General features: G+C 67.8%; 17 protein-coding genes and 1 pseudogene. 14 read left to right on the top strand and 4 right to left on the bottom strand.

Going from position 1 to position 21,220, the window contains the following annotated elements:
* Positions 1-120 precede the first annotated feature (120 nt).
* The 12 genes from UAJ10_RS07995 to UAJ10_RS07940 all read left to right on the top strand — a co-directional run bounded on the left by UAJ10_RS07995 (position 121) and on the right by UAJ10_RS07940 (position 14,984).
* Positions 121-2,466 carry a TonB-dependent receptor gene (locus UAJ10_RS07995; RefSeq protein ID WP_322914858.1) on the top strand — a complete coding sequence of 782 codons (2,346 nt, stop codon included), beginning with the start codon at positions 121-123 and terminating at the stop codon, positions 2,464-2,466.
* A 377-nt stretch (positions 2,467-2,843) separates the two neighbouring features.
* On the top strand, positions 2,844-3,089 hold the full coding sequence (locus UAJ10_RS07990; RefSeq protein WP_322914857.1) for a sulfurtransferase TusA family protein: 246 nt from the start codon (positions 2,844-2,846) through the stop codon (positions 3,087-3,089).
* 21 nt (positions 3,090-3,110) lie between these two features.
* On the top strand, positions 3,111-3,473 hold the full coding sequence (locus UAJ10_RS07985; RefSeq protein WP_322914856.1) for a DsrE family protein: 363 nt from the start codon (positions 3,111-3,113) through the stop codon (positions 3,471-3,473).
* Between the two features lie 20 nt (positions 3,474-3,493).
* The gene (locus UAJ10_RS07980) at positions 3,494-4,378 is read left to right on the top strand and encodes a phosphate/phosphite/phosphonate ABC transporter substrate-binding protein (protein WP_322914855.1); all 885 of its coding nucleotides are present in this window, start codon (positions 3,494-3,496) and stop codon (positions 4,376-4,378) included.
* A gap of 13 nt (positions 4,379-4,391) precedes the next feature.
* A complete protein-coding gene (phnE, locus tag UAJ10_RS07975) occupies positions 4,392-5,207 on the top strand; it encodes a phosphonate ABC transporter, permease protein PhnE (protein ID WP_322914854.1) in 816 nt (271 codons plus the stop codon).
* Positions 5,204-5,986, top strand: a complete 783-nt coding sequence (phnC, locus tag UAJ10_RS07970) for a phosphonate ABC transporter ATP-binding protein (RefSeq protein WP_322914853.1) — start codon at positions 5,204-5,206, stop codon at positions 5,984-5,986. Before phnE ends, phnC begins: the two co-directional genes overlap by 4 nt.
* 13 nt (positions 5,987-5,999) lie before the next feature.
* Positions 6,000-7,496: a hypothetical protein gene (locus tag UAJ10_RS07965; RefSeq protein ID WP_322914852.1), complete on the top strand. Its 1,497-nt coding sequence runs from the start codon at positions 6,000-6,002 to the stop codon at positions 7,494-7,496.
* A gap of 83 nt (positions 7,497-7,579) precedes the next feature.
* On the top strand, positions 7,580-8,569 hold the full coding sequence (locus UAJ10_RS07960; protein WP_322914851.1) for a LysR family transcriptional regulator: 990 nt from the start codon (positions 7,580-7,582) through the stop codon (positions 8,567-8,569).
* Positions 8,570-9,228: 659 nt separating this feature from the next.
* Positions 9,229-9,453 (top strand): hypothetical protein, encoded by a 225-nt coding sequence (locus UAJ10_RS07955; protein WP_322914850.1) that lies wholly within the window; start codon positions 9,229-9,231, stop codon positions 9,451-9,453.
* A 281-nt stretch (positions 9,454-9,734) separates the two neighbouring features.
* Entirely contained in the window at positions 9,735-10,508 is a 774-nt protein-coding gene (locus UAJ10_RS07950) for an alpha/beta hydrolase (protein WP_322914849.1), read from the top strand.
* Between the two features lie 35 nt (positions 10,509-10,543).
* Positions 10,544-11,737 (top strand): efflux RND transporter periplasmic adaptor subunit, encoded by a 1,194-nt coding sequence (locus UAJ10_RS07945; RefSeq protein WP_322914848.1) that lies wholly within the window; start codon positions 10,544-10,546, stop codon positions 11,735-11,737.
* 52 nt (positions 11,738-11,789) lie between these two features.
* Positions 11,790-14,984 (top strand): efflux RND transporter permease subunit, encoded by a 3,195-nt coding sequence (locus UAJ10_RS07940; protein ID WP_322914847.1) that lies wholly within the window; start codon positions 11,790-11,792, stop codon positions 14,982-14,984.
* Positions 14,985-15,081: 97 nt separating this feature from the next.
* Here the strand turns inward: UAJ10_RS07940 and UAJ10_RS07935 are convergent.
* Together UAJ10_RS07935 and UAJ10_RS07930 are read right to left on the bottom strand one after the other, a co-directional pair.
* Positions 15,082-15,368 (bottom strand): annotated as a pseudogene (locus UAJ10_RS07935) (type II toxin-antitoxin system RelE/ParE family toxin).
* Between the two features lie 5 nt (positions 15,369-15,373).
* Positions 15,374-15,556: a hypothetical protein gene (locus UAJ10_RS07930; RefSeq protein WP_322914845.1), complete on the bottom strand. Its 183-nt coding sequence runs from the start codon at positions 15,554-15,556 to the stop codon at positions 15,374-15,376.
* 155 nt (positions 15,557-15,711) lie between these two features.
* Here UAJ10_RS07930 and UAJ10_RS07925 point away from each other — a divergent pair, with 155 nt between their 5' ends.
* Positions 15,712-16,941 carry an AGE family epimerase/isomerase gene (locus tag UAJ10_RS07925; protein ID WP_322914844.1) on the top strand — a complete coding sequence of 410 codons (1,230 nt, stop codon included), beginning with the start codon at positions 15,712-15,714 and terminating at the stop codon, positions 16,939-16,941.
* Positions 16,942-17,068: 127 nt separating this feature from the next.
* Positions 17,069-19,156 (top strand): glycoside hydrolase family 31 protein, encoded by a 2,088-nt coding sequence (locus UAJ10_RS07920; RefSeq protein WP_322914843.1) that lies wholly within the window; start codon positions 17,069-17,071, stop codon positions 19,154-19,156.
* A gap of 11 nt (positions 19,157-19,167) precedes the next feature.
* Here the strand turns inward: UAJ10_RS07920 and UAJ10_RS07915 are convergent, their stop codons facing one another.
* Both UAJ10_RS07915 and UAJ10_RS07910 read right to left on the bottom strand, forming a co-directional pair.
* A complete protein-coding gene (locus tag UAJ10_RS07915; RefSeq protein WP_322914842.1) occupies positions 19,168-20,043 on the bottom strand; it encodes an alpha/beta hydrolase family protein in 876 nt (291 codons plus the stop codon).
* A 4-nt stretch (positions 20,044-20,047) separates the two neighbouring features.
* The gene (locus UAJ10_RS07910; RefSeq protein WP_322914841.1) at positions 20,048-21,211 is read right to left on the bottom strand and encodes a glycosyltransferase family 9 protein; all 1,164 of its coding nucleotides are present in this window, start codon (positions 21,209-21,211) and stop codon (positions 20,048-20,050) included.
* Positions 21,212-21,220: the final 9 nt, after the last annotated feature.

The following is a 21,220-nucleotide window of genomic DNA, read 5'->3' as shown; positions in this document are numbered from 1 at the left end:
TAAGTATAAAATACACGATTCCGCAATATTTCCGCACCTCACCTGAAATCAAAACTTAATTTGCCGCACTGCGGTAGCCTGGCTATTACCCCAGCAATTTCATAACCCTGGGGGAAAGAAATGCACATCCGTCACCTGTTGGCATCGGCCGCCGCCCTGGCGCTGATGACCGGCCTGGCGCTGTCGGCCTCGGCCCAGCAGGCGCCCGACACGGCCGCCTCTGACAACGATCAGATGGAGGAGGTCATCATCACCTCGTCCCGCCGCTCCGCGTCGGAAATCGAGCTGCCGACCCGCGAGATCCAGGCGATCATGCCCGGCGTGAACGCGGTGAAGGCCATCAACATGCTGCCGGGCGTCATCTTCCAGAACGCCGATCCGTGGGGCAACAACGAGCAGAACTCCTCGCTCTACATCCACGGCTTCAACGCGCAGCAGCTGGGCTACACCCTGGATGGCGTGCCGCTGGGCGACCAGTCCTACGGCAACTACAACGGCCTGTCGCCACAGCGCGCCATCATCAGCGAGAACATCGGCCGCATCAGCCTGGCGTCGGGCGCCGGTGACCTGGGCACCGCCTCCACCAGCAACCTGGGCGGCACGCTGGCGGTGTTCTCCGGCGACCCCAAAGATGAGGCCGGCGCGCAGGTGGAGCAGGTGTTCGGCAGCTACGACACCTTCCGCACCTTCGCCCGCATCGACACCGGCGAGCTGGACGGCGGCAACAGCGGCTATGTCTCCTTCGTGCGCCAGGACTCCCGCGCCTGGGACTTCAACGGCCAGCAGGGCGGCTACCAGGTCAACGGCAAGTTCGTGCATGCCGGTGACAAGGGCACGCTGAAGGCCTTCTTCGACTGGTCGGACAAGGTCGAGCCCAACGAGGACGCGACCTCCATCGCCGCCAACCAGGCCTACCAGCCCTACACCCGTCCCTTCCTGTACCCGGACCTGGCCAAGGCGCTGACCTACGTGGACGCCAAGGGCAACACCCCGGCGGCCCTGGGCGCCAACTATTCCAACTATTTCAGCGCGGCGCAGCGGACCGACTACCTGGGCTACGTCAGCTATGACTACCAGTTCAGCGACGATCTGGTCTGGCACAACCAGGTCTACTACCACCATGACGATGGCCGCGGCATCGTGGCCCTGCCCATCAGCGGCGCCGCCTCGGTGTTCAAGGTCTATTACCCGACCCAGGATCTGAAGACCGTGCTGGGCAACACCGGTTACGGCGTCCGCACCACCGAGTACACCATCGACCGCGAGGGCGTGCGCTCCAACGCCACCTACACCCTGGGCGATCACCAGATCGAAGGCGGCGTGTGGTGGGAGCATAACGAGACCACCACGGCCCGCCGCTGGTACCAGCTGTCGCTGACCAACCCGCTGACGCCCTATGACGTCCCGGACAACGCGCTGTTCACCCAGGTGGAAAGCAAGATCACCAACGACGTGATCGAGCCCTACCTGCAGGACCAGTGGCAGGTGTTGCCGACCGTGAAGCTGCAGGCCGGCTTCAAGGCCAGCCTGCAGTTCGCCGACGGCAAGATGCCGGTGCAGCCGCTGTCCGGTTCCTATAGCGGCACCACCGTGAACCTGCCGGAGGGCCAGATCGACACCAAGGAAGGCTTCCTGCCGCAGGTGGGCGCCCTGTGGGACATCACCAGCAACGACCAGCTGTTCTTCAACATCCAGAAGAACCTGCGCCAGTACATCACCTATGGCCTGGGCGGCGCCTCGCCGTGGAGCCTGGGCAGCCAGGCGGCCTTCGACCTGTTCAAGAGGACGGGCAACCCCGAAACCTCCTGGACCTATGAGGCGGGCTGGCGCGGCGACCACCCGGTGGACCTGGGCTTCATCACCGGCATCGGCGGCCAGATCAACTACTACCACGTCGACTTCAGCAACCGTCAGCTGCTGATCAGCCCGAATTCCACCCTCACCACCTTCGTGGGCGGCGTCGGCATCCTGCAGAACGTGGGCAGCGTCACCACCGACGGCGTTGACGTGGCCGCCACCGTACACCTGGGCGACCATTTCTCGGTCTACGACGCCCTGTCCTACAACCACTCCCAGTACGACCAGAACTACGTCAGCGGCGCCAGCACGGTGCAGACCGCCGGCAAGCTGATCCCCGGCGATCCGGAGTGGATGAACCGCTTCATCGTCAGCAGCACCTATGGCGACTTCGGCGCCAAGGTCAGCGGCGAGTACTACGGCAAGCGCTACGCCACCTACACCAACGACCTGTGGGTCCCGTCCTACTGGCAGTTCAACCTGGAGGCCAGCTACGACCTGGGCGCCATCGCCCCGGGCGTGAAGTCGTCCTCGATCGCGCTGAACGTCACCAACCTGATGGACAAGAAGGCGGCCAGCACCATCACCGTGGGCTCGGCCTCCGGCACCTACGCCATCTACCCGCTGGCCCCGCGCCAATTCTTCGTCACCCTGAAGGCCGGGTTCTAAGCCCGCGAACAAGGGCGACTTCGATGGGGGCTGGCACATTCCGTGCCGGCCCCTTTTTCCTGCCGGTCGCCGCCCGACTTGTACAGTTGATGCTTTTTTATAAGAAAAAGCCGCGATTAATATCCGCGGCCTGAACGGGCCGCCGCCGCGGCTTGACGCCCGGCCGGGCGTCAACCTATCGTGTTCATTGAGTGTTTCGGCCTTACGTCATGCCCCGTGCGGGCTGACCCGATGCCCGTGTGCCCACGGGGACGTTCACGGCCGCCATCTGCTCCCTCTTCAAAAACCCTCAAGGGATTGCTTGCGCCTGGGCGCATGCGGGCCAAGTCATGTCCACTGGGTGGCCCCCGGCGCGGCATGGACGGAAAGCGGCAGGTATGGCGGATACGCGGGATATGGACAGCGGCACCTGGGACGCCGGCCACATGGGCTGCGGCGAACTGGTGATGCTGCTGCGCGTCCGGCTGAAGGCCATGCCCGGCGCCGTACTGCGCGTCATCGCCCACGACAGCGGCGCGCCGGAGGATCTGCCGGCCTGGTGCCGCATGACCCGGAACGAGCTGGTCCGCCACGACCCCGCCACCCATAGCTTCTGGATCCGCTCGCGGCCCGACTGGCCGTGAGCTCTTCATCGGAGAGAAACCATGCCTGGAAAGTTCGTCGTCTCATTGAGCTGCGCCAAAAATGACACCGACAAGGCCACCGTCGCCTTCGTCATCGCCAACGCCGCCGTGGCGTCGGACAAGGAAACGGTGGTGTTCCTCTCCATCGAGGGCACCCGCCTGTCGCAAGCGGGCTATGCCGACGACATCCATGAAGAGGGATTCGCCCCCCTGAAGGACCTGATCGCCAACTTCGCCGCCGCCGGCGGCACCATCTATGTCTGCTCCCCCTGCTTCAAGAAGCGCGGGCTGGACGAGGAAAAGCTGGTGGCCGGCGCCAAGATCGTGGGCGGCGCCAAGCTGGTCGAGTTCATGAGCGACGGCGCGCCCAGCGTCAGCTACTGATCCGGGAAAGGAACGCGCACATGGACCGCAGGACCTTCATCGCCAGGGGCATCGCCACGGGCACCGGCCTGGCCGCCGCCGCCCTGGCGGCACCAGCCCTGGCACAGGCCCGCAAGACCCTGCGCTTCGGCATCGGGCCGCTGCTGCCGTCGCCGGAGGACACCAAGAAGGCCTACATGCCGCTGTTCGCCCACCTGGCCAAGGAGCTGGGTGTGGATTTCGAGCTGGTGGCCACCACCGACTGGGCGGGCATGGCCGTGGCCATGGGATCGGGCCAGCTGGATCTGGCCTGGATGGGGCCCTGGGGCTACATCATCGCGAACAACGCCACCGGCTGCCAGGCGGTGGCCACGGTCAAGTATGACGAAAAGCCCACCTACCTGGGCGTCATCATCGCCCGGCCGGACGTGAAGGTCGCCAAGTTCCCCGACGACACCAAAGGCATGACCATCTCCTTCGCCGACGTGGGATCCACCTCCGGCTGGCTGATTCCCAGCTATTACGCGAAGGAGGTCTGGAAGATCGATCCCAAGACCTTCTGGACCTATACGGAGGGCGCCACCCACGCCGCCAACGAGATTTCCGTCAGCGCGGGGCAGGTGGACCTGGCGACCGACTTCGACCGCAACCGCAACGCCATGATCGCCAGCGGCAAGGTGAAGGAGGACGCCAACAAGATCGTCTGGACCTCGGACCCCTTGCCCAACGACGCCATCGTCTTGCCGGCGAACGCCCCGGCCGGCATGGGCGACCAAGTACGCAAGATCCTGACCGCTATCACGATGGACCAGGCCAAGACCCTGCTGCCCAACCGGTACACGGGCTTCGTCACCGCCACCCACGCCTCTTACGACATGATCGAGAAGGCGGGATTGGCGCTGGGGAAGATCAAGGCGAAGGCCTGAGATCGGACCGTTGATGACCAGCGCGGCGGAACAGGCGCTACGGCGCATGGAGGCGACGGACCGGGGGTTCACGGCCCGCCGCCTGCGCTTGTGGGGGATCTGCGCCGCCCTGCTGGCCTTCTATGCCGTGTCCTGGCGGCTGGCGGGCATCGACCTGCACAAGCTGGCGACGGGCTTGCCCAAGCTGGGCCGTTGGCTGGCGACCGCCTGGCCACCGGACCTGCACGAATTGCCCCTGTTCGCTTGGCGCACGGCGGAAACGGTGGCCATGGCCGCCATCGGCACCACCCTGGCGGCGCTGCTGGCCCTGCCCATGGCCATCCTGGCCAGCCGCACCATCACGCCCTGGCCCGGGCTGTATTACCCGGCGCGCTGGTTCCTGAACGCCTTGCGCGGCATCGACAGCTTCGTCTTCGCCCTGCTGTTCGTGGCGACCGTCGGCCTTGGCCCCTTCGCCGGTGTGCTGGGCATCGCCCTGCACACCTGGGGCAGTGCCGCTAAGCAGTTCGCCGATTATCTGGAAGGCGCCAACCTGGGCCCGCTGGAGGCCGTGCGCACCACGGGCGCCGGCCGGCTGACCGCCATCGTCTATGCCCTGGTGCCCGATGTGGCGCCGACCATGCTGTCCACCGCCCTGTTCTGGTGGGAGTTCAACGTCCGCGCCTCCACCGTCCTCGGTGTCGTGGGCGCGGGCGGCATTGGCCAGGAACTGAAGAACAGCATGGATCTGTTGGATTTCCCCCGTCTGGTCACCATCATCGCCGTCATCCTGGTGGTGGTGACGGCGCTGGACCGGCTGTCCGGCTGGCTGCGCCGGAGGCTGGCGTGAGGGACGCATCGATCGCCCCGGCTGACGTCCCACCCACCGAACCGCTGATGCGCGCGCACGGCATCCGCCGCGCCTTCCACGGCCAGGCCGCCCTGGCGGACGTCAATTTCAGCGTGCTCGCGGGCGAGGTCGTGGCCGTGCTGGGACCTAGCGGCGCCGGCAAGACCACGCTTTTCCGCTGCCTGGCCGGCCTGGTCCCGCCCGATGCGGGGTCGGTATGGATGGGCGGCCACGACATCGCGCGTGCCGGCGGCCGCGACCGGCGACGCCTGGCGCGCGACATCGCCGTGGTGTTCCAACAGTTCAATCTGGTCGGCCGGCTGACCGCCCTGGACAATGTCCTGGCCGGCAGGCTGGGCCATGTGCCGGCGTGGCGGGGCTGGTCGCGTCGCTTCAGCCGCGCGGACCGCCTGCTGGCCCTGGAATGCCTGGACCGTGTCGGCCTGTTGGCCAGGGCCGACCAACGGGCCGACAGCCTGTCCGGCGGGCAGCAGCAGCGCGTGGCTATCGCCCGGGCCCTGGCCCAGAGATCCCGCCTGATCGTGGCCGATGAGCCAGTGGCCAGCCTGGATCCGGCCACGGCCGGCGGGGTGCTGGATCTGCTGCGCGACATCGCCCGGACCCAAGGCGTGGGTGTCGTATGCAGCCTGCATCAGGTGGACCTGGCCCGCGCCGCCGCGGACCGCATCGTCGGTCTGGCGGGCGGCCAGGTGGTGGTGAACCTGCCGGCCGCCTCGTTCGATGACGCCGCGGCCGCCCGCCTCTACGGCGCCCCTTGACCGGATGGATTCCATGACACCCACAGCCCGCCACATCCACGTCCCCGACACGTCCTTCGACGGGGGTGACCTTGACTGCGGCAACGGCCTGCTGCTGCTGATCCGCCGGCACATTGACCCGCTGCCCCGCGGCGGCCTGCTGGAAATCCTGTCGTCGGAGGTGTCGGTCGATGAGGATCTGCCGGCCTGGTGCCGCTTGACCGGCAACGAATTGGTGTCCTGGACCAAAACCGGGCGCCAGCGCAGCTTCCTGGTGTGCAAGGGCGCCCTGTCGGAACGAACCGCCGCGCCCCAGGCGGGCACGGCGGCGCCCTCGGCCACGCCCGCCACCCCGCCCAGGCGGCAGGCGGCCACCGTCCCAGCCATACCGGCACTGGCGGCGATGGGCATCGGGTCCTGGCCACGCCCGCGCTGGATGGTGGAGGCCATGCACGCCCATGTGGAGGGGCGGCTGGCGGAGCAGGCCTTCCATGAAACGGCCGACGACGCCGTCCGGCTGGCCATCGCCGCGCAGGAACGGGCGGGCGTCGATGTCGTGACGGACGGGGAACAGCGGCGCGACAGCTACGCCAGTTTCGTCGCCAGCCGGCTGGACAACTGCCAGCTCATCCCCCTGACGGACCTGCTGCCCCTGGTGGACGATCCCGAGGAGTTCGCGGCGGAACTGCGGGCCTTGGACATTCCGGCGGGCGAGGTGCGTCATCCCGCCGTCTTCGGTCCGCTGGTCCGGTCCCGGCCGCTGGTGGCGCATGAGGTGGATTTCGCCCGGACGGTCACGGAAAAGCCGGTGAAGGTGGCCCTGCCGGGCCCCTATCTGCTGACCCGCACCATGTGGATGGAGTGCATTTCCGACCAGGCCTATGCCAGCCGGGAAGACTTGGCTCAGGACATTGTGCGGGTGTTGCGGGAAGAGCTGGCCGACCTGTTGGACGCCGGCGCGGCGCTCATACAATTCGATGAGCCCGTCTTGTCGGAGGTGGTCTTCGCCGGGGCCAAGAACAAACGCAGTTTCATGTGCGGCGCCCTGTCGGAGTCCCTGGGGCCCGACCATGAACTAGGGTTCGCCCGCGACCTGCTGAACGCCGTGCTGGCGGATTTCCCCCGGGAACGCACCGCCCTGCACGTCTGCCGGGGCAATTGGACGCCGGATGAGAGCGTCGCCCTGTCCGGCGGCTACGCCCCCCTGGTCGCCACGCTGTCCCAGGTGAAGGTCGGCGCCTACCTGCTGGAGATGTGCACGCCCCGCGCCGGTGAGATGGAAGTGCTGCGCGCATTGCCCGACGACGCCCGGCTGGGCGTGGGCGTGGTCAACCAGAAGCACGCGGCGGTGGAGGAGACGGACGCGGTGGCCGCCCGCATCGCGCAGGCCATCGACCTGTTCGGACGGCAGCGGGTGCTGCTGCACCCTGACTGCGGTTTCGCCACCTTCGCCGACAATCCCATCTGCGCCGGCGGCACGGCGCAGGACAAGCTGGCCGCCATCACCCGGGCGGTGGAGCGGTTCCGCTGATGGCAGACCCCGCAACCACGGCCTGGAACCCGGCCACCCAATTACCTACATTGTTCCGGACCGTCTGACATCCGGTGGGTTCCATGGACAAGTTGCAGGCGATGCAGGTGTTCACCCGCATCGTGGAAGTGAACAGTTTTTCCAAGGCGGCGGACACGCTGGGCCTGCCCCGCGCGTCCGTCACCACCATCATCCAGAACCTGGAGGGCTTCCTGGGCGTGCGCCTGCTGCAGCGGACGACGCGGCGCCTGAGCCTGACCCCCGACGGCGCCGCCTACTACGAACGCGCCGTCCGCATCCTGTCCGACATCGACGAGGCGGAGTCCTCCTTCGCCAATATGAAGAAGAACCCGCGTGGCAAGCTGCGCGTGGACATGCCGGGCGCCATCGGCCGGCTGCTGGTCATCCCCCGCGTCCATGAATTCCGCCGGCAATATCCCGACATCGACCTGATGATCGGCATGGGCGACCGGCCGGTGGATCTGGTGCAGGACGGTGTGGACTGCGTGGTGCGCGTGGGCCATCTGCAGGACAGCAGCCTGATCGCGCGGCGCGTGGGCGTGTTCCAGGGCGTGACCTGCGCCAGTCCCGCCTACATCGCCGCCTACGGCGTGCCGGAAACGCTGGAGGATCTGGAGCGGCACCAGGCCGTGAACTATTTCCACAGCCGCACCGGCAAGATCGTCGACCTGTCCTTCATCGTGGAGGGCGAGGTGCAGGAGGTGAAGGCCGCCGGGCCCGTGGCTGTTAACGACGCCGACGCTTATCTCACCTGCGGGTTGGAAGGGCTGGGCATCATCCAGCCGCCTTACTTCATGGCCAAGCCCTACCTGTTGTCCGGCCAGTTGAAGGAACTGCTGCCCCGGTGGAAGCCGGAGCCCATGCCCATCTCCGCCGTCTATCCCCACAATCGCCACCTGTCGCCCAAGGTGCGGGTGTTCGTGGACTGGGTGGCCGACCTGTTCGACAGTTGCCCCCTGTTCAACGGCCAGGCCACCCTCTGCCCCGAAAAGCCCCCCGCCCCGGTTGCGGTCGATGTGGAGGATGAGGAGAAGTGCCTGATCTGCGCGTGAAACGGGCGCACACGGGGGGCGACGTTGTCTTCGCCCGCCCAGGGGGTTATGTCTGACCAACAATCTGGTCGGAGGGAGCCCGGCGGGACGATGACCGGCATTGATGCCCGATCCTTTTCACCTTGGATCGCAAACGCGCCCAGGCGGGGCTGGCCTTGGGCATCGTGACGATGGTACCGTGGGATCCATTGTGCGGCCGCACCGCCGGCCCGGCGTCATTCCCGCCGATTATGCGGTTTTTTCTAAACAGAGTATTCGCATTATCGCGTATTCCGCCTAGAGCGGCGTTCGCTATGATGGAACCGTCGCTGCGGTGCCGGTCACGGACCGGTCGGCAGCCCGGGCCCGGGGGATGTTTTCAGGGTCCGCCCGTCGTGAAACCGCCCCGTTCGGGGCCCCAACCTAGTCTCGCGGCCTGACCGTCCTTTTCCACCGGGGCTATCCACCGGAAAGGGGCGCGGACGCGTTGTCGCTGGCGTGATCCCTGGTCTTGGCAGTCACAGGTCACACCGCCCCATTCTTGATGCCGGCAACCCGCCGGATTCTGCGGCCGATACCGCCGCCCGCCTCTTCCGCCGTTTTGACGGTGGGAAACGGGACGCGACCGCCGCGGATCCTGGCGTATGCCTGGCATCACCCGTTCGTGAGGAGTTCGTTCGATGGCCGCACCGATCCTTGATGCCCAGCGCCGCCTGACGCTTCCCCATCCCTTCGCCCCCAGCCCGCTGCTGGGAGAGTTGCCGGCAGCCGCACCCCTGCTGACCGCGGACGCCCGCATGACCCTGGCGGTCCTGGCGGCCATGGGTGCCGGGCTGTCCCTGTTCGCCGGCCTGGCGCTGTGCGACCTGTTCCCCTTCATCGGCGTCATGCTGCGGGGCTTCTAAGCCCGTCCCTATCCGACAATCCGCTTACGGGGCCCATCCCTGGGCCGCCACGCGTACCGCGGCGCATCCGCCGCGGTACGCGTTTCCGTCTCCGCCCTCCACGATTGTTCCGACAATCCGAATTGTGTAGCAGCGAAACACTGATTTATTCGCCGCAGCACCCCTCATACAGTCCACCCTGTCATAAACCAGGAGGGACGCATCCGCGTCCATGTGAAATGTCCAGGCCATCGCGCCATAATCCCTGTGAAACATCCGCCAGCGGCCCGGATGAGGTGACCGTGTGCGAGACGCGCATCCCGGGCTATGCCCAGGAGGTGACCTTGCGCCTGTACCGTCCGGCCATCGCGCGCAAGACCCTGCGGCCCTCGCTGCCGGTCGTGCTGGTGTTCCACGGTGGCGGCTTCACCAAGGGCGGGCTGGACGATGCCGATCCGGCGGCGCGCTTCATCGCCACGCACACGCCGGCCTTCGTCATCTCCGTGGGTTATTCCCTGGCCCCGGCCCACCCCTTCCCCGCCGCCCCGGGCGACGCCTACCGCGCCGCCCTGTGGGCCACCGAACACGCCAAGGATTTCGGCGGCGCCGCCAACCGCCTGGGCGTGGCCGGGTACGACGCCGGCGGGCACATCGTCGCCTCGCTGACCTTCATCGCCCGTGACCAGGGTGACGTGCCGCTGAAGGCGCAGGTGCTGATCGGCCCCATGCTGGATCCCAGCCTGACCCGGGTGGGAGACGAAACGCTGCTGAGTTCGGACATCACCATCGCCGACTGCGCCAAGTGTTACCGCGCCTATCTGCCGGAAGCGGCGCAGCGCCTGCATCCCTATGCGGCGCCGCTGGAATCCCGGCGCCTGGCCGGCCTGCCCCCGGCGCTGATCGTCACGGCCCAGAACGACGTGCTGCACGTCGAGGCCGAGAAGTACGCAGGTCAACTGATCGGGGCCGGCGTGCCCACCGAGGTGACCCGTTTCCCCCGCGTTTCCCATGCCGACCTGGCCGCCAACCCCGCGGCCCTGGCGGCCATCGCCAACTTCCTCGGGCGTCGCCTGTAACGCCCCGCCAACGCAGTATCAAGGAGTATCACCCCATGTCCAACACGCGCACGAAGCTGGTGCTGGCCCTGGCCGCCGGCGTCGCCCTGGTCGCCATCGGCGGCTTTTTCCTGCACGGTCCCTCCGGCGCCCAGGCCGCTTCCACCCCCGCCGCCCCGCCGGCGGCCGAGGTGGACGTGGCCCCGGTGCTGGCCCGCACCGTCGTCGACTGGCAGAGCTATTCCGGCCGGTTGGAGGCGGTGGAGCATGTGGACATCCGTCCGCAGATCTCCGGCCCCATCGTGGCCGTGAACTTCAAGAACGGCGCCCTGGTGAAGAAGGGCGACCTGCTGTTCACCATCGACCCCCGCCCCTTCCAGGCGGAGGTCGACCGGGCCGAGGCGGCCCTGGCGTCGGCGCAGTCGCGCCTGCGCTTCGCCACCACGGACCTGGAGCGCGCCCGCAAGCTGATCACCAGCAACGCCATTCCCCAGCGTGACCTGGATGACCGCGAGAACACTTCCCGCACCGCCGCCGCCGATGTGAAGGCGGCCGAGGCGGCGCTGGAGGTGGCGCGCCTGAACCTCGGCTATACCCGCGTGGTGGCCCCGGTCGACGGCCGGGTTTCCCGTGCGGAGATCACGGTGGGCAACATCGTGGCCGCCGGCGCCGCCAGCGTACCCCTGACCACGCTGGTCTCCGTCTCGCCCATCTACGCCTCCTTCGACGTGGATGAGCAGACCTACCTGCGCTACATCGCCAGCGTGAAGGACGGCACCGCGCCGGTGCAGCTGGGCCTCGCCACCGAGGACGGCTATTCCCGCACCGGCTCGGTGGAGCATGTGGATAACCACCTGGACACCGTGTCCGGCACCATCCGCGTGCGCGCCAAGTTCGACAACGCGGACGGCCTGCTGGTTCCCGGCCTGTATGCCCGCATCAAGGTGGGCGGCAGCAGCCCTCATGAGGCCCTGCTGGTGGACGACCGCGCCATCGGCACCGACCAGGACAAGAAGTACGTCCTGGTGGTCGGTGACGACAACAAGGTCGCCTACCGCGAGGTCGCCCTGGGCGGCATGCAGGATGGCCTGCGCGTCATCACCAAGGGCCTGAAGGCCGGGGAGCGCATCGTCGTCAACGGCGTGCAGTTCGCCCGCCCGGGCGACGCGGTGAAGCCCAAGAACGTCGCCATGGCGGGCGAGAACCCCGCCACCCAGCCCCGGCAAACCGCCGCCGGTTCCGCCCTGTGAGGCTGAACCCAAGAGGTGCCTGGATGAACGCCCGTTCCATTAGAGAACAGCCATGAACATCTCCCGTTTCTTCATTGATAGGCCAATCTTCGCCGGCGTGCTGTCGGTGGCCATTTTCGTGGCCGGCCTGATATCCGTGTTCCAACTGCCCATCTCGGAATACCCCGAGGTGGTGCCCGCCACCGTGGTGGTGCACGCCCAATACCCGGGCGCCAACCCCAAGGTCATCGCCGAAGCTGTCGCGGCGCCGCTGGAAGAGCAGATCAACGGCGTCGAGAACATGCTGTACATGCAGTCGCAGGCCAACAGCGACGGCAACCTGGCGGTGACGGTCACCTTCAAGCTGGGCACCAACCCCGACCTGGCCCAGCAGATGGTGCAGAACCGCGTCTCGCAGGCGCTGCCTCGCCTGCCGGAGGACGTGCAGCGCCTGGGTGTCACGACGATCAAGAGCTCCCCCACCCTGACCATGGTGGTGCACCTGATCTCGCCCAACGACCGTTATGACATGACCTATCTGCGCAACTATGCCGTCCTGAACGTGAAGGACCGGCTGGAACGCATCCAGGGCGTGGGCCAGGTGCAGGTCTGGGGCTCGGGCGACTATTCCATGCGCGTCTGGCTGGACCCGCAGAAGGTGGCCCAGCGCAACCTGACCGCCGAGGACGTGGTCAACGCCATCCGCGACCAGAACGTCCAGGTGGCGGCGGGCGTGATTGGCTCGTCCCCGTCGGTGAAGGGCGTACCCCTGCAGCTGTCGGTGAACGCCCGCGGCCGTCTGAAGACGGAAGCGGAGTTCGGCGACATCATCCTGCAGACCACGGCCGACGGTGGCGTCACCTACCTGCGCGACGTGGCCCGCATTGAGCTGGCTGCGTCGGAATATGGCCTGCGCGCCCTGTTGGACAACAAGCCGGCCGTGGCCATGGCCATCAACCAGTCGCCCGGCGCCAATTCGCTGGCCATTTCCGACGAGGTCCGCAAGACCATGGCGGAACTGGCGTCCGACATGCCGCCGGGTGTGGAATACCGCATCGTCTATGATCCGACGCAGTTCGTCCGCGCCAGCATCAACGCGGTGATCCACACCCTGCTGGAAGCCATCACCCTGGTGGTGATCGTGGTCATCGTCTTCCTGCAGACCTGGCGGGCATCCATCATCCCGCTGCTGGCGGTGCCCGTCTCCATCGTCGGCACCTTCGCCCTGTTGTTGGCCTTCGGCTATTCCATCAACGCGCTGTCGCTGTTCGGCATGGTGCTGGCCATCGGCATCGTGGTCGACGACGCCATCGTCGTGGTGGAAAACGTCGAGCGCAACATCGAGGCCGGGTTGTCGCCCAAGGAAGCGACCTACCAGGCCATGCGTGAGGTCAGCGGCCCCATCATCGCCATCGCCCTGACCCTGGTGGCCGTGTTCGTGCCGCTGGCGGCCATGAGCGGCCTGACCGGACAGTTCTACAAGCAGTTCGCGATGACCATCGCGATCTCCACCGTCATCTCCGCCTTCAACTCGCTGACCATGTCCCCCGCCCTGGCGGCCCTGCTGCTGAAGGGGCACCATGACGGCCAGGATTGGCTGACGCGCGGCATGAACACCGTGCTGGGCCCCTTCTTCCGGGGCTTCAACAAGGTGTTCCACCGCGGGTCCCAGGCCTATGGCAACAGCGTGGGCGGCGTCATCCGGCACAAGGGCATCATGGTCGGCATTTATGTCGCCCTGCTGGGTGCCACCGTCTTCCTGGGTAACACCGTGCCCGGCGGCTTCGTGCCCGCCCAGGACAAGGAATACCTGGTGACCTTCGCCCAGCTGCCCAACGGCGCCTCGCTGGACCGCACGGAGGAGGTCATCCGCAAGATGTCGGAGATCGCGATGAAACAGCCGGGCGTGACCCATGCTGTCTCGTTCCCCGGCCTGTCGGTCAACGGCTTCACCAACAGCTCCAGCGCCGGCATCGTCTTCGTCCCGCTGGAACATTACGACGATCGTCCCGGCCATATCTCGGCCGCCGAGATCGCCGCCAACCTGCGCAAGGAATACGCGGGCATCAAGGACGCCTACATCGCCGTCTTCCCGCCCCCGCCCGTCATGGGCCTGGGCACCCTGGGCGGTTTCAAGCTGCAGCTTGAGGATACCGGCGCCCTGGGGTACGAGGCCATGGCCAAGGCGTCCAACGACTTCATCGCCAAGGCCATGAAGACGCCGGAGCTGGGGCCGACGTTCTCCAGCTACCAGATCAACGTTCCGCAGCTGAACGTGGATCTGGACCGGGTGAAGGCCAAGCAGCTGGGCGTGTCGGTCAACGACGTCTTCGACACCATGCAGATTTACCTGGGTTCGCTGTACGTCAACGACTTCAACAGCTTCGGCCGCGTCTACCAGGTGCGGGTGCAGGCGGACGCCCCGTTCCGCGCCCATGCCGACGACATCGGCCTGCTGAAGACCCGCAACGCCCAGGGCATGATGGTGCCGCTGTCGTCGCTGGTCAGCGTCAGCCCGACCTATGGGCCGGAGATGGTGGTGCGCTACAACGGCTACACCGCCGCCGACATCAACAGCGGCCCGGCCCCCGGCTATTCCACCAACCAGGCCCAGGCCGCCGCGGAGCGGATCGCGCATGAGGTCCTGCCCCGGGGGATCAAGCTGGAATGGACGGACCTCACCTACCAGCAGATCCTGGCCGGCAACTCCGCCCTGTGGGTGTTCCCCATCAGCGTGCTGCTGGTCTTCCTGGTGCTGGCCGCCCAGTACGAGAGCCTGACCCTGCCGCTGGCCATCCTGCTGATCGTGCCCATGAGCCTGATGTCGGCCCTGGCCGGCCTGTGGCTGACGGGCAGTGACAACAACATCTTCACCCAGATCGGCTTCATGGTGCTGGTGGGCCTGTCGGCCAAGAACGCCATCCTGATCGTGGAGTTCGCCCGTGAACTGGAAATCCACGGCAAGACCCCCGTCCAGGCCGCGATCGAGGCCAGCCGCCTGCGTCTGCGTCCCATCCTGATGACCTCCATCGCCTTCATCATGGGTGTGGTGCCCCTGGTGATGTCGACGGGGCCTGGCGCCGAGATGCGCCACGCCATGGGCGTCGCCGTGTTCTTCGGCATGCTGGGCGTGACCTTCTTCGGCCTGGGGCTGACCCCGGTGTTCTACGTCCTGCTGCGCAAGCTGGCGGGCGGCAAGCTGATCACCCACGAGAAGCTGGAACAGCCGGCCCTCAACGGCCATACGGCGCAGCACGCCGCCGAGTGATCGCACCCGCCGCCTTCCTCTCCCCCCTAGAAGCGGCGGTTACGATGCGGCCCGGGTTCCTTGACGGAGCCCGGGCCGTTTTTCTTGGGAGGAGGTCTTAAGAGGCCGGCCAATCCTGAGCACTGTGCCAAATCCGCAGGATTGTCGCGCTTTTCCGGTCATCGACCTCGTACACGATGATGTAAGGGCGGATGGTCACCAGTTCGCGCGTTCCAGGCACACGTCCGTGTCTCCCACGATTTGGAAAATCGCTAAGCTGTCTGCCGCCAGCAGCAATTCGCGGCCAACCCGCTGGGCTGCGATTGGATTTTCCGCGTGAATATGGGCGATGATCTTTGCAAGGTCCGCGAAGGCCACAGGGCGCCACGTGACCTGCTCAGTCATGCTGATTACCGAGGAACGGGATGCGGCACGTCGAAATTGCCGGCGGCGATCTCCAGCAGCCATGCCCGCACCTCAGAATGCGGGATACCGCGATGATCCGCCCGGGCCTCCGCCACGGCAGCGGTCAAAGCCGCCAATTCGGCAGCCTCCTCGTCGCTCAAAGGCGTTATGGGTTCCGGCTTGCTCATATCCAGAAGGTGGCATCGCCGCGATCGTATGTCGAGTGGCGTTCCCAAAAACGAAACCCATCCAGTCACCGAATTATTACCGCCTTGCCTCTAGCCCGCATGGGCAACGCCTTTTATCGTCTTGGAAATTTCCCCGAGAGCCGACCGGAAGGCGAATGATGATGCAAGCGGCTGTGCTGTCCTCCACCATCCCCAACTCCACCCCCACCGGCGCCGTGGCCGACGCCGCCGCCGTGCGTGGCCAACTGAAGGCTTGGCTGGTGGAGCGGGCCTATCCCCTGTGGTGGGAGGTGGGGGCGGACCGGGTGAACGGCGGCTTCCATGAGAAGCTGGGCCTGGACGGCAAGCCGACCAACGACGCGCGCCGCGCCCGGGTGCAGGCCCGCCAAGTGTATTCCTATTCCGTCGCCGCCAAGTCCGGCTGGAACGGCCCAGTGCGCGAGGCGGCGGAGCATGGCCTGACCTTCTTCCTGAACCACTACCGCCGGCCCGACGGCCTGTTCCGCACCAAGGTGGCGCCGGACGGCGCCGCCCTGGACGACACCGTGGTGCTGTACGACCAGGCCTTCGCCCTGTTCGCCCTGGCCGCCGCGCAGAGCGCCACGCCGGAGAGCCGCATGCCCGAGGAGATGGCCGTGGCCCTGCGCCAGCGGCTGCTGGACACCCTGCACCACGCCCAGGGCGGCTTCGAGGAAAGCCACCCCCGCACCCTGCCCCTGCTGTCCAACCCGCACATGCACATGCTGGAGGCGTCGCTGGCCTGGATGGAGCAGGGTGGGGACAGCGGCTGGCGTGACCTGGCGGAAGAGATCGTGGGCCTGGCCCTCAGCCGCTTCATCGACGACGACATGGGCGGGCTGAAGGAATTCTTCGACGGCGACTGGCGGCCCCAGGCCGGCACGCCCGGCCGCATCGTCGAGCCGGGGCACCAGTTCGAATGGTCGTGGCTGATGCTGCGCTGGGCGGCGCTGACCGGCAACAAGGCGGCCTCGGACGCCGCCTGGCGCATGATCGCCGTGGGCGAGGGGCCGGGCGTGGACCCGGCGCGGGGCGTGGCCATGAACGCCCTGCTGGACGACCTCACCCCCCACGACCCCGTCGCCCGCCTGTGGCCGCAGACGGAACGCATCAAATGCGCCGTGCTGGCGGCGCTGGCCACCCGCGACGACGCCGACCGCAGCGACACCTACTGGACCATGGCCGCCAACGGCGGGCGCGGCCTGATGAAGTACTTCGACACGCCGGTGAAGGGCCTGTGGCGCGACCGCCTGAACCCGGACGGCACCTTCGTCGAGGAGGCCGCCCCCGCCAGCAGCTTCTACCACATCGTCTGCGCCATCCAGGAACTGGACCACGCGCTGGCCGCCATTGGGCACCCGGGTTGAAGCCCTTGTTCTGACATCAGAACGGCCGTTTCACGCGTCCCGTCCCTGCGGGGAGACCCTGGCGGGGCCGGTGCCGATTGGGGTATGGGCTTAAGCCTATGACCCGGCGGCAGTGAGGAACGGAGCCATGAGCGTGGTGCAGGATATGGTCGGCGCGGCGGCGTCCCCCAATTGGGGCCGCATCCCCGCCGTGACCGTGACGGCCAAGGCCCGCCTGGCGGGCGACACCGTCCTGCTGGAAACCGACGCCGGCCCCCTGTGGCTGACGCTGCACGCCTTCGGCGCCCGCCTGCGAACGGGGGAGCGGGCCATCGGCGGTTATGGCCTGCTGGCGGCCGAACCGGCGCCGCTGACGCCCACCCTGGTGGCGGAGGGTGACCGCACCGTGGTCACGGCCGGGGGCCTGACGTGCACGCTGGACCACGCGCCCCTGTCCTTCACCCTGACCCGGGTCGACGGCCGGGTGGTTCAGTCCTCGCCCACCGATGGGCATTTCGTCCGCCGTTTCCGCCTGCCGCCCTTCGCCAAGCTGGACGGCGCCTGGTTCGTCAGCCTGGACCTGAAGTCCGGCGAGCCCGTCTACGGCCTGGGGGAGAAGTGGGGGCAACTGGACCATCGCGGGCAGTTGCTGCGGTCCCGCAACGAGGACGCGCTGGGCGTCAACGGCCAATGGTCCTACAAGAACACCCCCTTCGCCTGGTCGCCCGAGGGCTGGGGCCTGCTGGCGCACACGCCGGCGCCGGTGACTCATGGCGTGGGCTACGCCCCCTGGTCGCAGCGCGCCTACGGCCTGGTGGTCGAGGATGAGCACCTGGACCTGTTCCTGTTCGCCGGCGATGACGGCGCCGCCCTGCTGGAACAATACACCGGCCTGACCGGCCGGGCGCCGGTGCCGCCGCTGTGGAGCCTGGGCGTCATCCTGTCCAAGGCCTATTACCGCACGCCGGAGGAGGTCATCGCCGTGGCGACGGAGGTGCGCGCCAAGGGCATGCCCTGCGACACCATCACCTTCGACGGCCGCGCCTGGCAGGACACCGACACCCGCTTCGCCTTCGAATGGGATCCGAAGCGCTTCCAAGACCCCACCGCCACGCTGGCGACCCTGAAGGCCATGGACTTCAAGATCTGCGCCTGGGAATACCCGCTGGTGTCGGTCAACAACCCGCTGTTCGATGAGCTGGCCGCCAAGGGCTGGCTGCTCAAGGACCGGCGCACGGGCGAGGCCTATCGCTACACGTGGGATCTGGAACCCTTCGGCCCCGTGCTGACCCCCCTGCCCGACAGCGGCCTGATCGACTTCACGCACCCCGACGCCTATGCCTACTGGCGCGACTGCCACAAGCCGCTGTTCGAGGCCGGCGTGGACATGATCAAGGCGGACTTCGGCGAGCAGGTGGAGCCCGACATGCTGGCCAGCAATGGCGAGACCGGGCACGCCCTGCATAATGTCTACGCCCACCTTTATAACCGCTGCGTCTATGAGGCGGCGGCGGCCTACTGCGCCAGCGGACCCTTCCTGTTTTCCCGCGCCAGCTGGATCGGGGCGCAGCGCTATCCCGCCCAATGGGGTGGCGACCCGCAGGCGGATTGGGAAGGCATGGCCGGCAACCTTCGCGGCGGCCTGTCCTGGGGCCTGAGCGGCGCGCCCTACTACGCCACCGACGTGGGTGGCTTCTACCGCGACCAGCGCGACCCCATCCTCTATGTCCGCTGGGCGCAGGCGGCCGTCTTCTCCGCCCACATGCGCCTGCACGGCATCGGCCCGCGGGAGCCCTGGTCCTACGGGCCGGAGGCGGAGGCCGCCACCCTGGCCGCCCTGAAGCTGCGCTATCGCCTGATCCCTTATCTGCACGCCGCCATGGAGGCCGCCGCCGCCACCGGCCTGCCGGTGCAGCGCGCCATGGCGCTGGCCTGCCCCGACGACCGCGCCGCCTGGGCCTTCGAGGATCAGTTCTTCTGCGGTCCGGACCTGTTGGTCGCCCCCTGCCTGAACGCCACCGGCACCGTCACCGTCTACCTGCCCGCCGGGCAGTGGCACCGTTTCCCCGACGGCGCGGCGCTGGAAGGTGGGCGTACCCACACGCTGACCCTGGCGCTGGACGAGATGGCGGTGTTCGCCCGCGCCGATACCCGCATTCCCCTGGGGCCGGAGGTAGAGCATACCGGCGCCCTGGGCGGCCGGCCGGTGGTGGCGGGGTATTGGTCGGCGGGCTGACGCGGGGTGCGTCAGGGCAGCCAGCCGGGGATGGCCTTCATCTCCGGCCGCCGGGCCAGGGTGGCCCAGGATGCCGCCCAGCAGCAGCCGTGGTCCTGGCCGGGCACGGTGATGATGGTGGCCGACGCGGGCGTGGGCTGATGGGCCACGAAGGACTGGGCGATGGCGACGTCCACCAGCTTGTCGTCGGCGCCGACGAAATGCACCTGCGGCCGGCCCGCCAGCTTGGCGGCGTCGATGACGGGGTCGATCGATTGCGACAGCGGCGTCAGGTCCAGCATCTGGGTCCACAGGCCGAAGTCCAGGTTGCCGGACACGGTGACCAGGCCGGCCACGTCGGCGCGCCGCTCGGCCAGCACCGCCGCCAAGCCCCCGCCGCCGGAATAGCCCACCAGCACCAGGCGTCGCGCGCCGGCGTCGGCCTTCAGCCGGTCCAGCGCCAGGCCGGCGCTATCCACCACCTCGGGCGCCAGGCGGGCCTTGGTCCAGTATCCCACCTGGCAGGCGCGCGGCCGGGTTTCCATGACGTACTGGCAGGGGCGGGCGAGATAGGCGACGGGCCCCGTGCCGGGATGGCCCATGGCCAGGCGCAGGGCCACCGGATCGGTGGGTGTGGGATCCTGCGACGGCTCACGCGCCGACAGGTAGGCCAGGCCGTCGCCCTCGATATAGACGGTCAGCACTTCGTTACCGACGCCCCCGGCCTTCGGCTTGACCGCCGTCGCCAGGTCGAAGCTGCCCGCCGCGATGTAGTCCCAGCGCCACCCGCCGCCCTGGGCCAGGGTGGGCCCCCGCTCCTGCCGGCCATGGATGCCGGAACAGGCGGCCAGGCCGCCCGCCAGCACCCCCCCTGCCAACATCAGTGCCATCAGGGCGCGGGCCCGCATGCCGTCAGCCCTTCTTGGCCTTGAACTCCGCCAACGCCTTGGCCACGCGGTCGACCACCGGGCCCCACTGCCCCCATTCCGTCTGGCGGAACAGGCGGACGGACGGATACCACGGCGTGTCGTCGCGGTTCTGCAGCCAGCGCCAATCCGGCAGCAGGGGGATCATGACCCAGGCCGGCCGGCCCAGCGCGCCGGCCAGGTGCACCGGTGAGCTGTCGATGGAGATCAGCAAGTCGACCTCCATCAGGATGGCGGCCGTATCCTCGAAATCGCGGATTTCCGGGCTGAGGCTGACGACGTGCTTGGCCATGGCGGCCGGCGGGTTCAGCGCCTGCTCCTCCTTCGGGCCCTTCTGCACGGAGAAGAGGGTGACGCCGTCCTGCGCCAGCGGCGCCAGCATCTCCAGCCCCATGGACCGGTTGGCGTCGTTGAAGTGGGTAGGACGGCCGGCCCAGAGGAAGGCGACCTTCAGGCCCTTGTAGGATTCCAGCCGCTTGCGCCAATGCTCCCGCCGGTCGGGCAAGGCCGACAGATAGGGCATGGGTTCGCCCGGCAGCTGGCTGAGCTGCAGGCCCATGATCATGGGCAGGCTCATCATTTCGGCGTGCACGTCGAAATGGGGCGGCAGTTCCCCACGCAGGGTCAGGGCGTCGAAACCCTTCATGCGGCGCGCCAGGCTGGCCGTCTCATGATTGATTTCCAGGATGACGTTGGCCTGGCTCTTCTCCTTGGCCCAGGCGACCATGCGCATGAACTGGAATGTGTCGCCATAGCCTTGCTCATCATGGATCAGCAGGGTCTTGCCCGGGATGGGGCGGCCATCCCAGCGTGGGCGCTGCACCTTGCGCTCGATGCGCGTGGTGTGCGCCAGGCTGTAGCGGTAGGCGTATTCGCGCCACCCACGGTCGAACTCCCCCAGCAGCAGCAGGGTTTCCGCCAGATCGAAGCGGGTGGACAGGTGCCCGGGCAGGGCATCCACCAGCATCTCCTGGATGGGCTTGGCCTCAAGCACCCGGCCCTGCACGCGCAGGGCCTGGGCCAGCAGGGCCCACAGCGTCACCGGGCCCGTGCCGCTGGCCAGCAGGGGCCGGAGCATCGCCTCGACCTCGACACCCCGCCCCGCGATCAGCATGGGGCGGACCTGCTGCTCAAGTTCCTTCATGTCCATGACGGCAGG

The organism is Nitrospirillum guaranorum (assembly GCF_034653275.1).
Lineage (GTDB): Bacteria > Pseudomonadota > Alphaproteobacteria > Azospirillales > Azospirillaceae > Nitrospirillum.
This window is presented reverse-complemented; position numbering and strand designations above follow the sequence as displayed.

Coding starts and splice junctions, on each gene's coding strand:
- UAJ10_RS07980 (WP_322914855.1), top strand. CDS start 3,494: ATGGACCGCAGGACCTTCATCGCCAGGGGCATCGCCACGGGCACCGGC.
- UAJ10_RS07990 (WP_322914857.1), top strand. CDS start 2,844: ATGGCGGATACGCGGGATATGGACAGCGGCACCTGGGACGCCGGCCAC.
- UAJ10_RS07965 (WP_322914852.1), top strand. CDS start 6,000: ATGACACCCACAGCCCGCCACATCCACGTCCCCGACACGTCCTTCGAC.
- UAJ10_RS07925 (WP_322914844.1), top strand. CDS start 15,712: ATGATGATGCAAGCGGCTGTGCTGTCCTCCACCATCCCCAACTCCACC.
- UAJ10_RS07920 (WP_322914843.1), top strand. CDS start 17,069: ATGAGCGTGGTGCAGGATATGGTCGGCGCGGCGGCGTCCCCCAATTGG.
- UAJ10_RS07955 (WP_322914850.1), top strand. CDS start 9,229: ATGGCCGCACCGATCCTTGATGCCCAGCGCCGCCTGACGCTTCCCCAT.
- UAJ10_RS07960 (WP_322914851.1), top strand. CDS start 7,580: ATGGACAAGTTGCAGGCGATGCAGGTGTTCACCCGCATCGTGGAAGTG.
- UAJ10_RS07940 (WP_322914847.1), top strand. CDS start 11,790: ATGAACATCTCCCGTTTCTTCATTGATAGGCCAATCTTCGCCGGCGTG.
- UAJ10_RS07930 (WP_322914845.1), bottom strand. CDS start 15,556: ATGAGCAAGCCGGAACCCATAACGCCTTTGAGCGACGAGGAGGCTGCC.
- UAJ10_RS07915 (WP_322914842.1), bottom strand. CDS start 20,043: ATGCGGGCCCGCGCCCTGATGGCACTGATGTTGGCAGGGGGGGTGCTG.
- UAJ10_RS07995 (WP_322914858.1), top strand. CDS start 121: ATGCACATCCGTCACCTGTTGGCATCGGCCGCCGCCCTGGCGCTGATG.
- UAJ10_RS07985 (WP_322914856.1), top strand. CDS start 3,111: ATGCCTGGAAAGTTCGTCGTCTCATTGAGCTGCGCCAAAAATGACACC.
- phnE (WP_322914854.1), top strand. CDS start 4,392: ATGACCAGCGCGGCGGAACAGGCGCTACGGCGCATGGAGGCGACGGAC.
- UAJ10_RS07910 (WP_322914841.1), bottom strand. CDS start 21,211: ATGGACATGAAGGAACTTGAGCAGCAGGTCCGCCCCATGCTGATCGCG.
- UAJ10_RS07945 (WP_322914848.1), top strand. CDS start 10,544: ATGTCCAACACGCGCACGAAGCTGGTGCTGGCCCTGGCCGCCGGCGTC.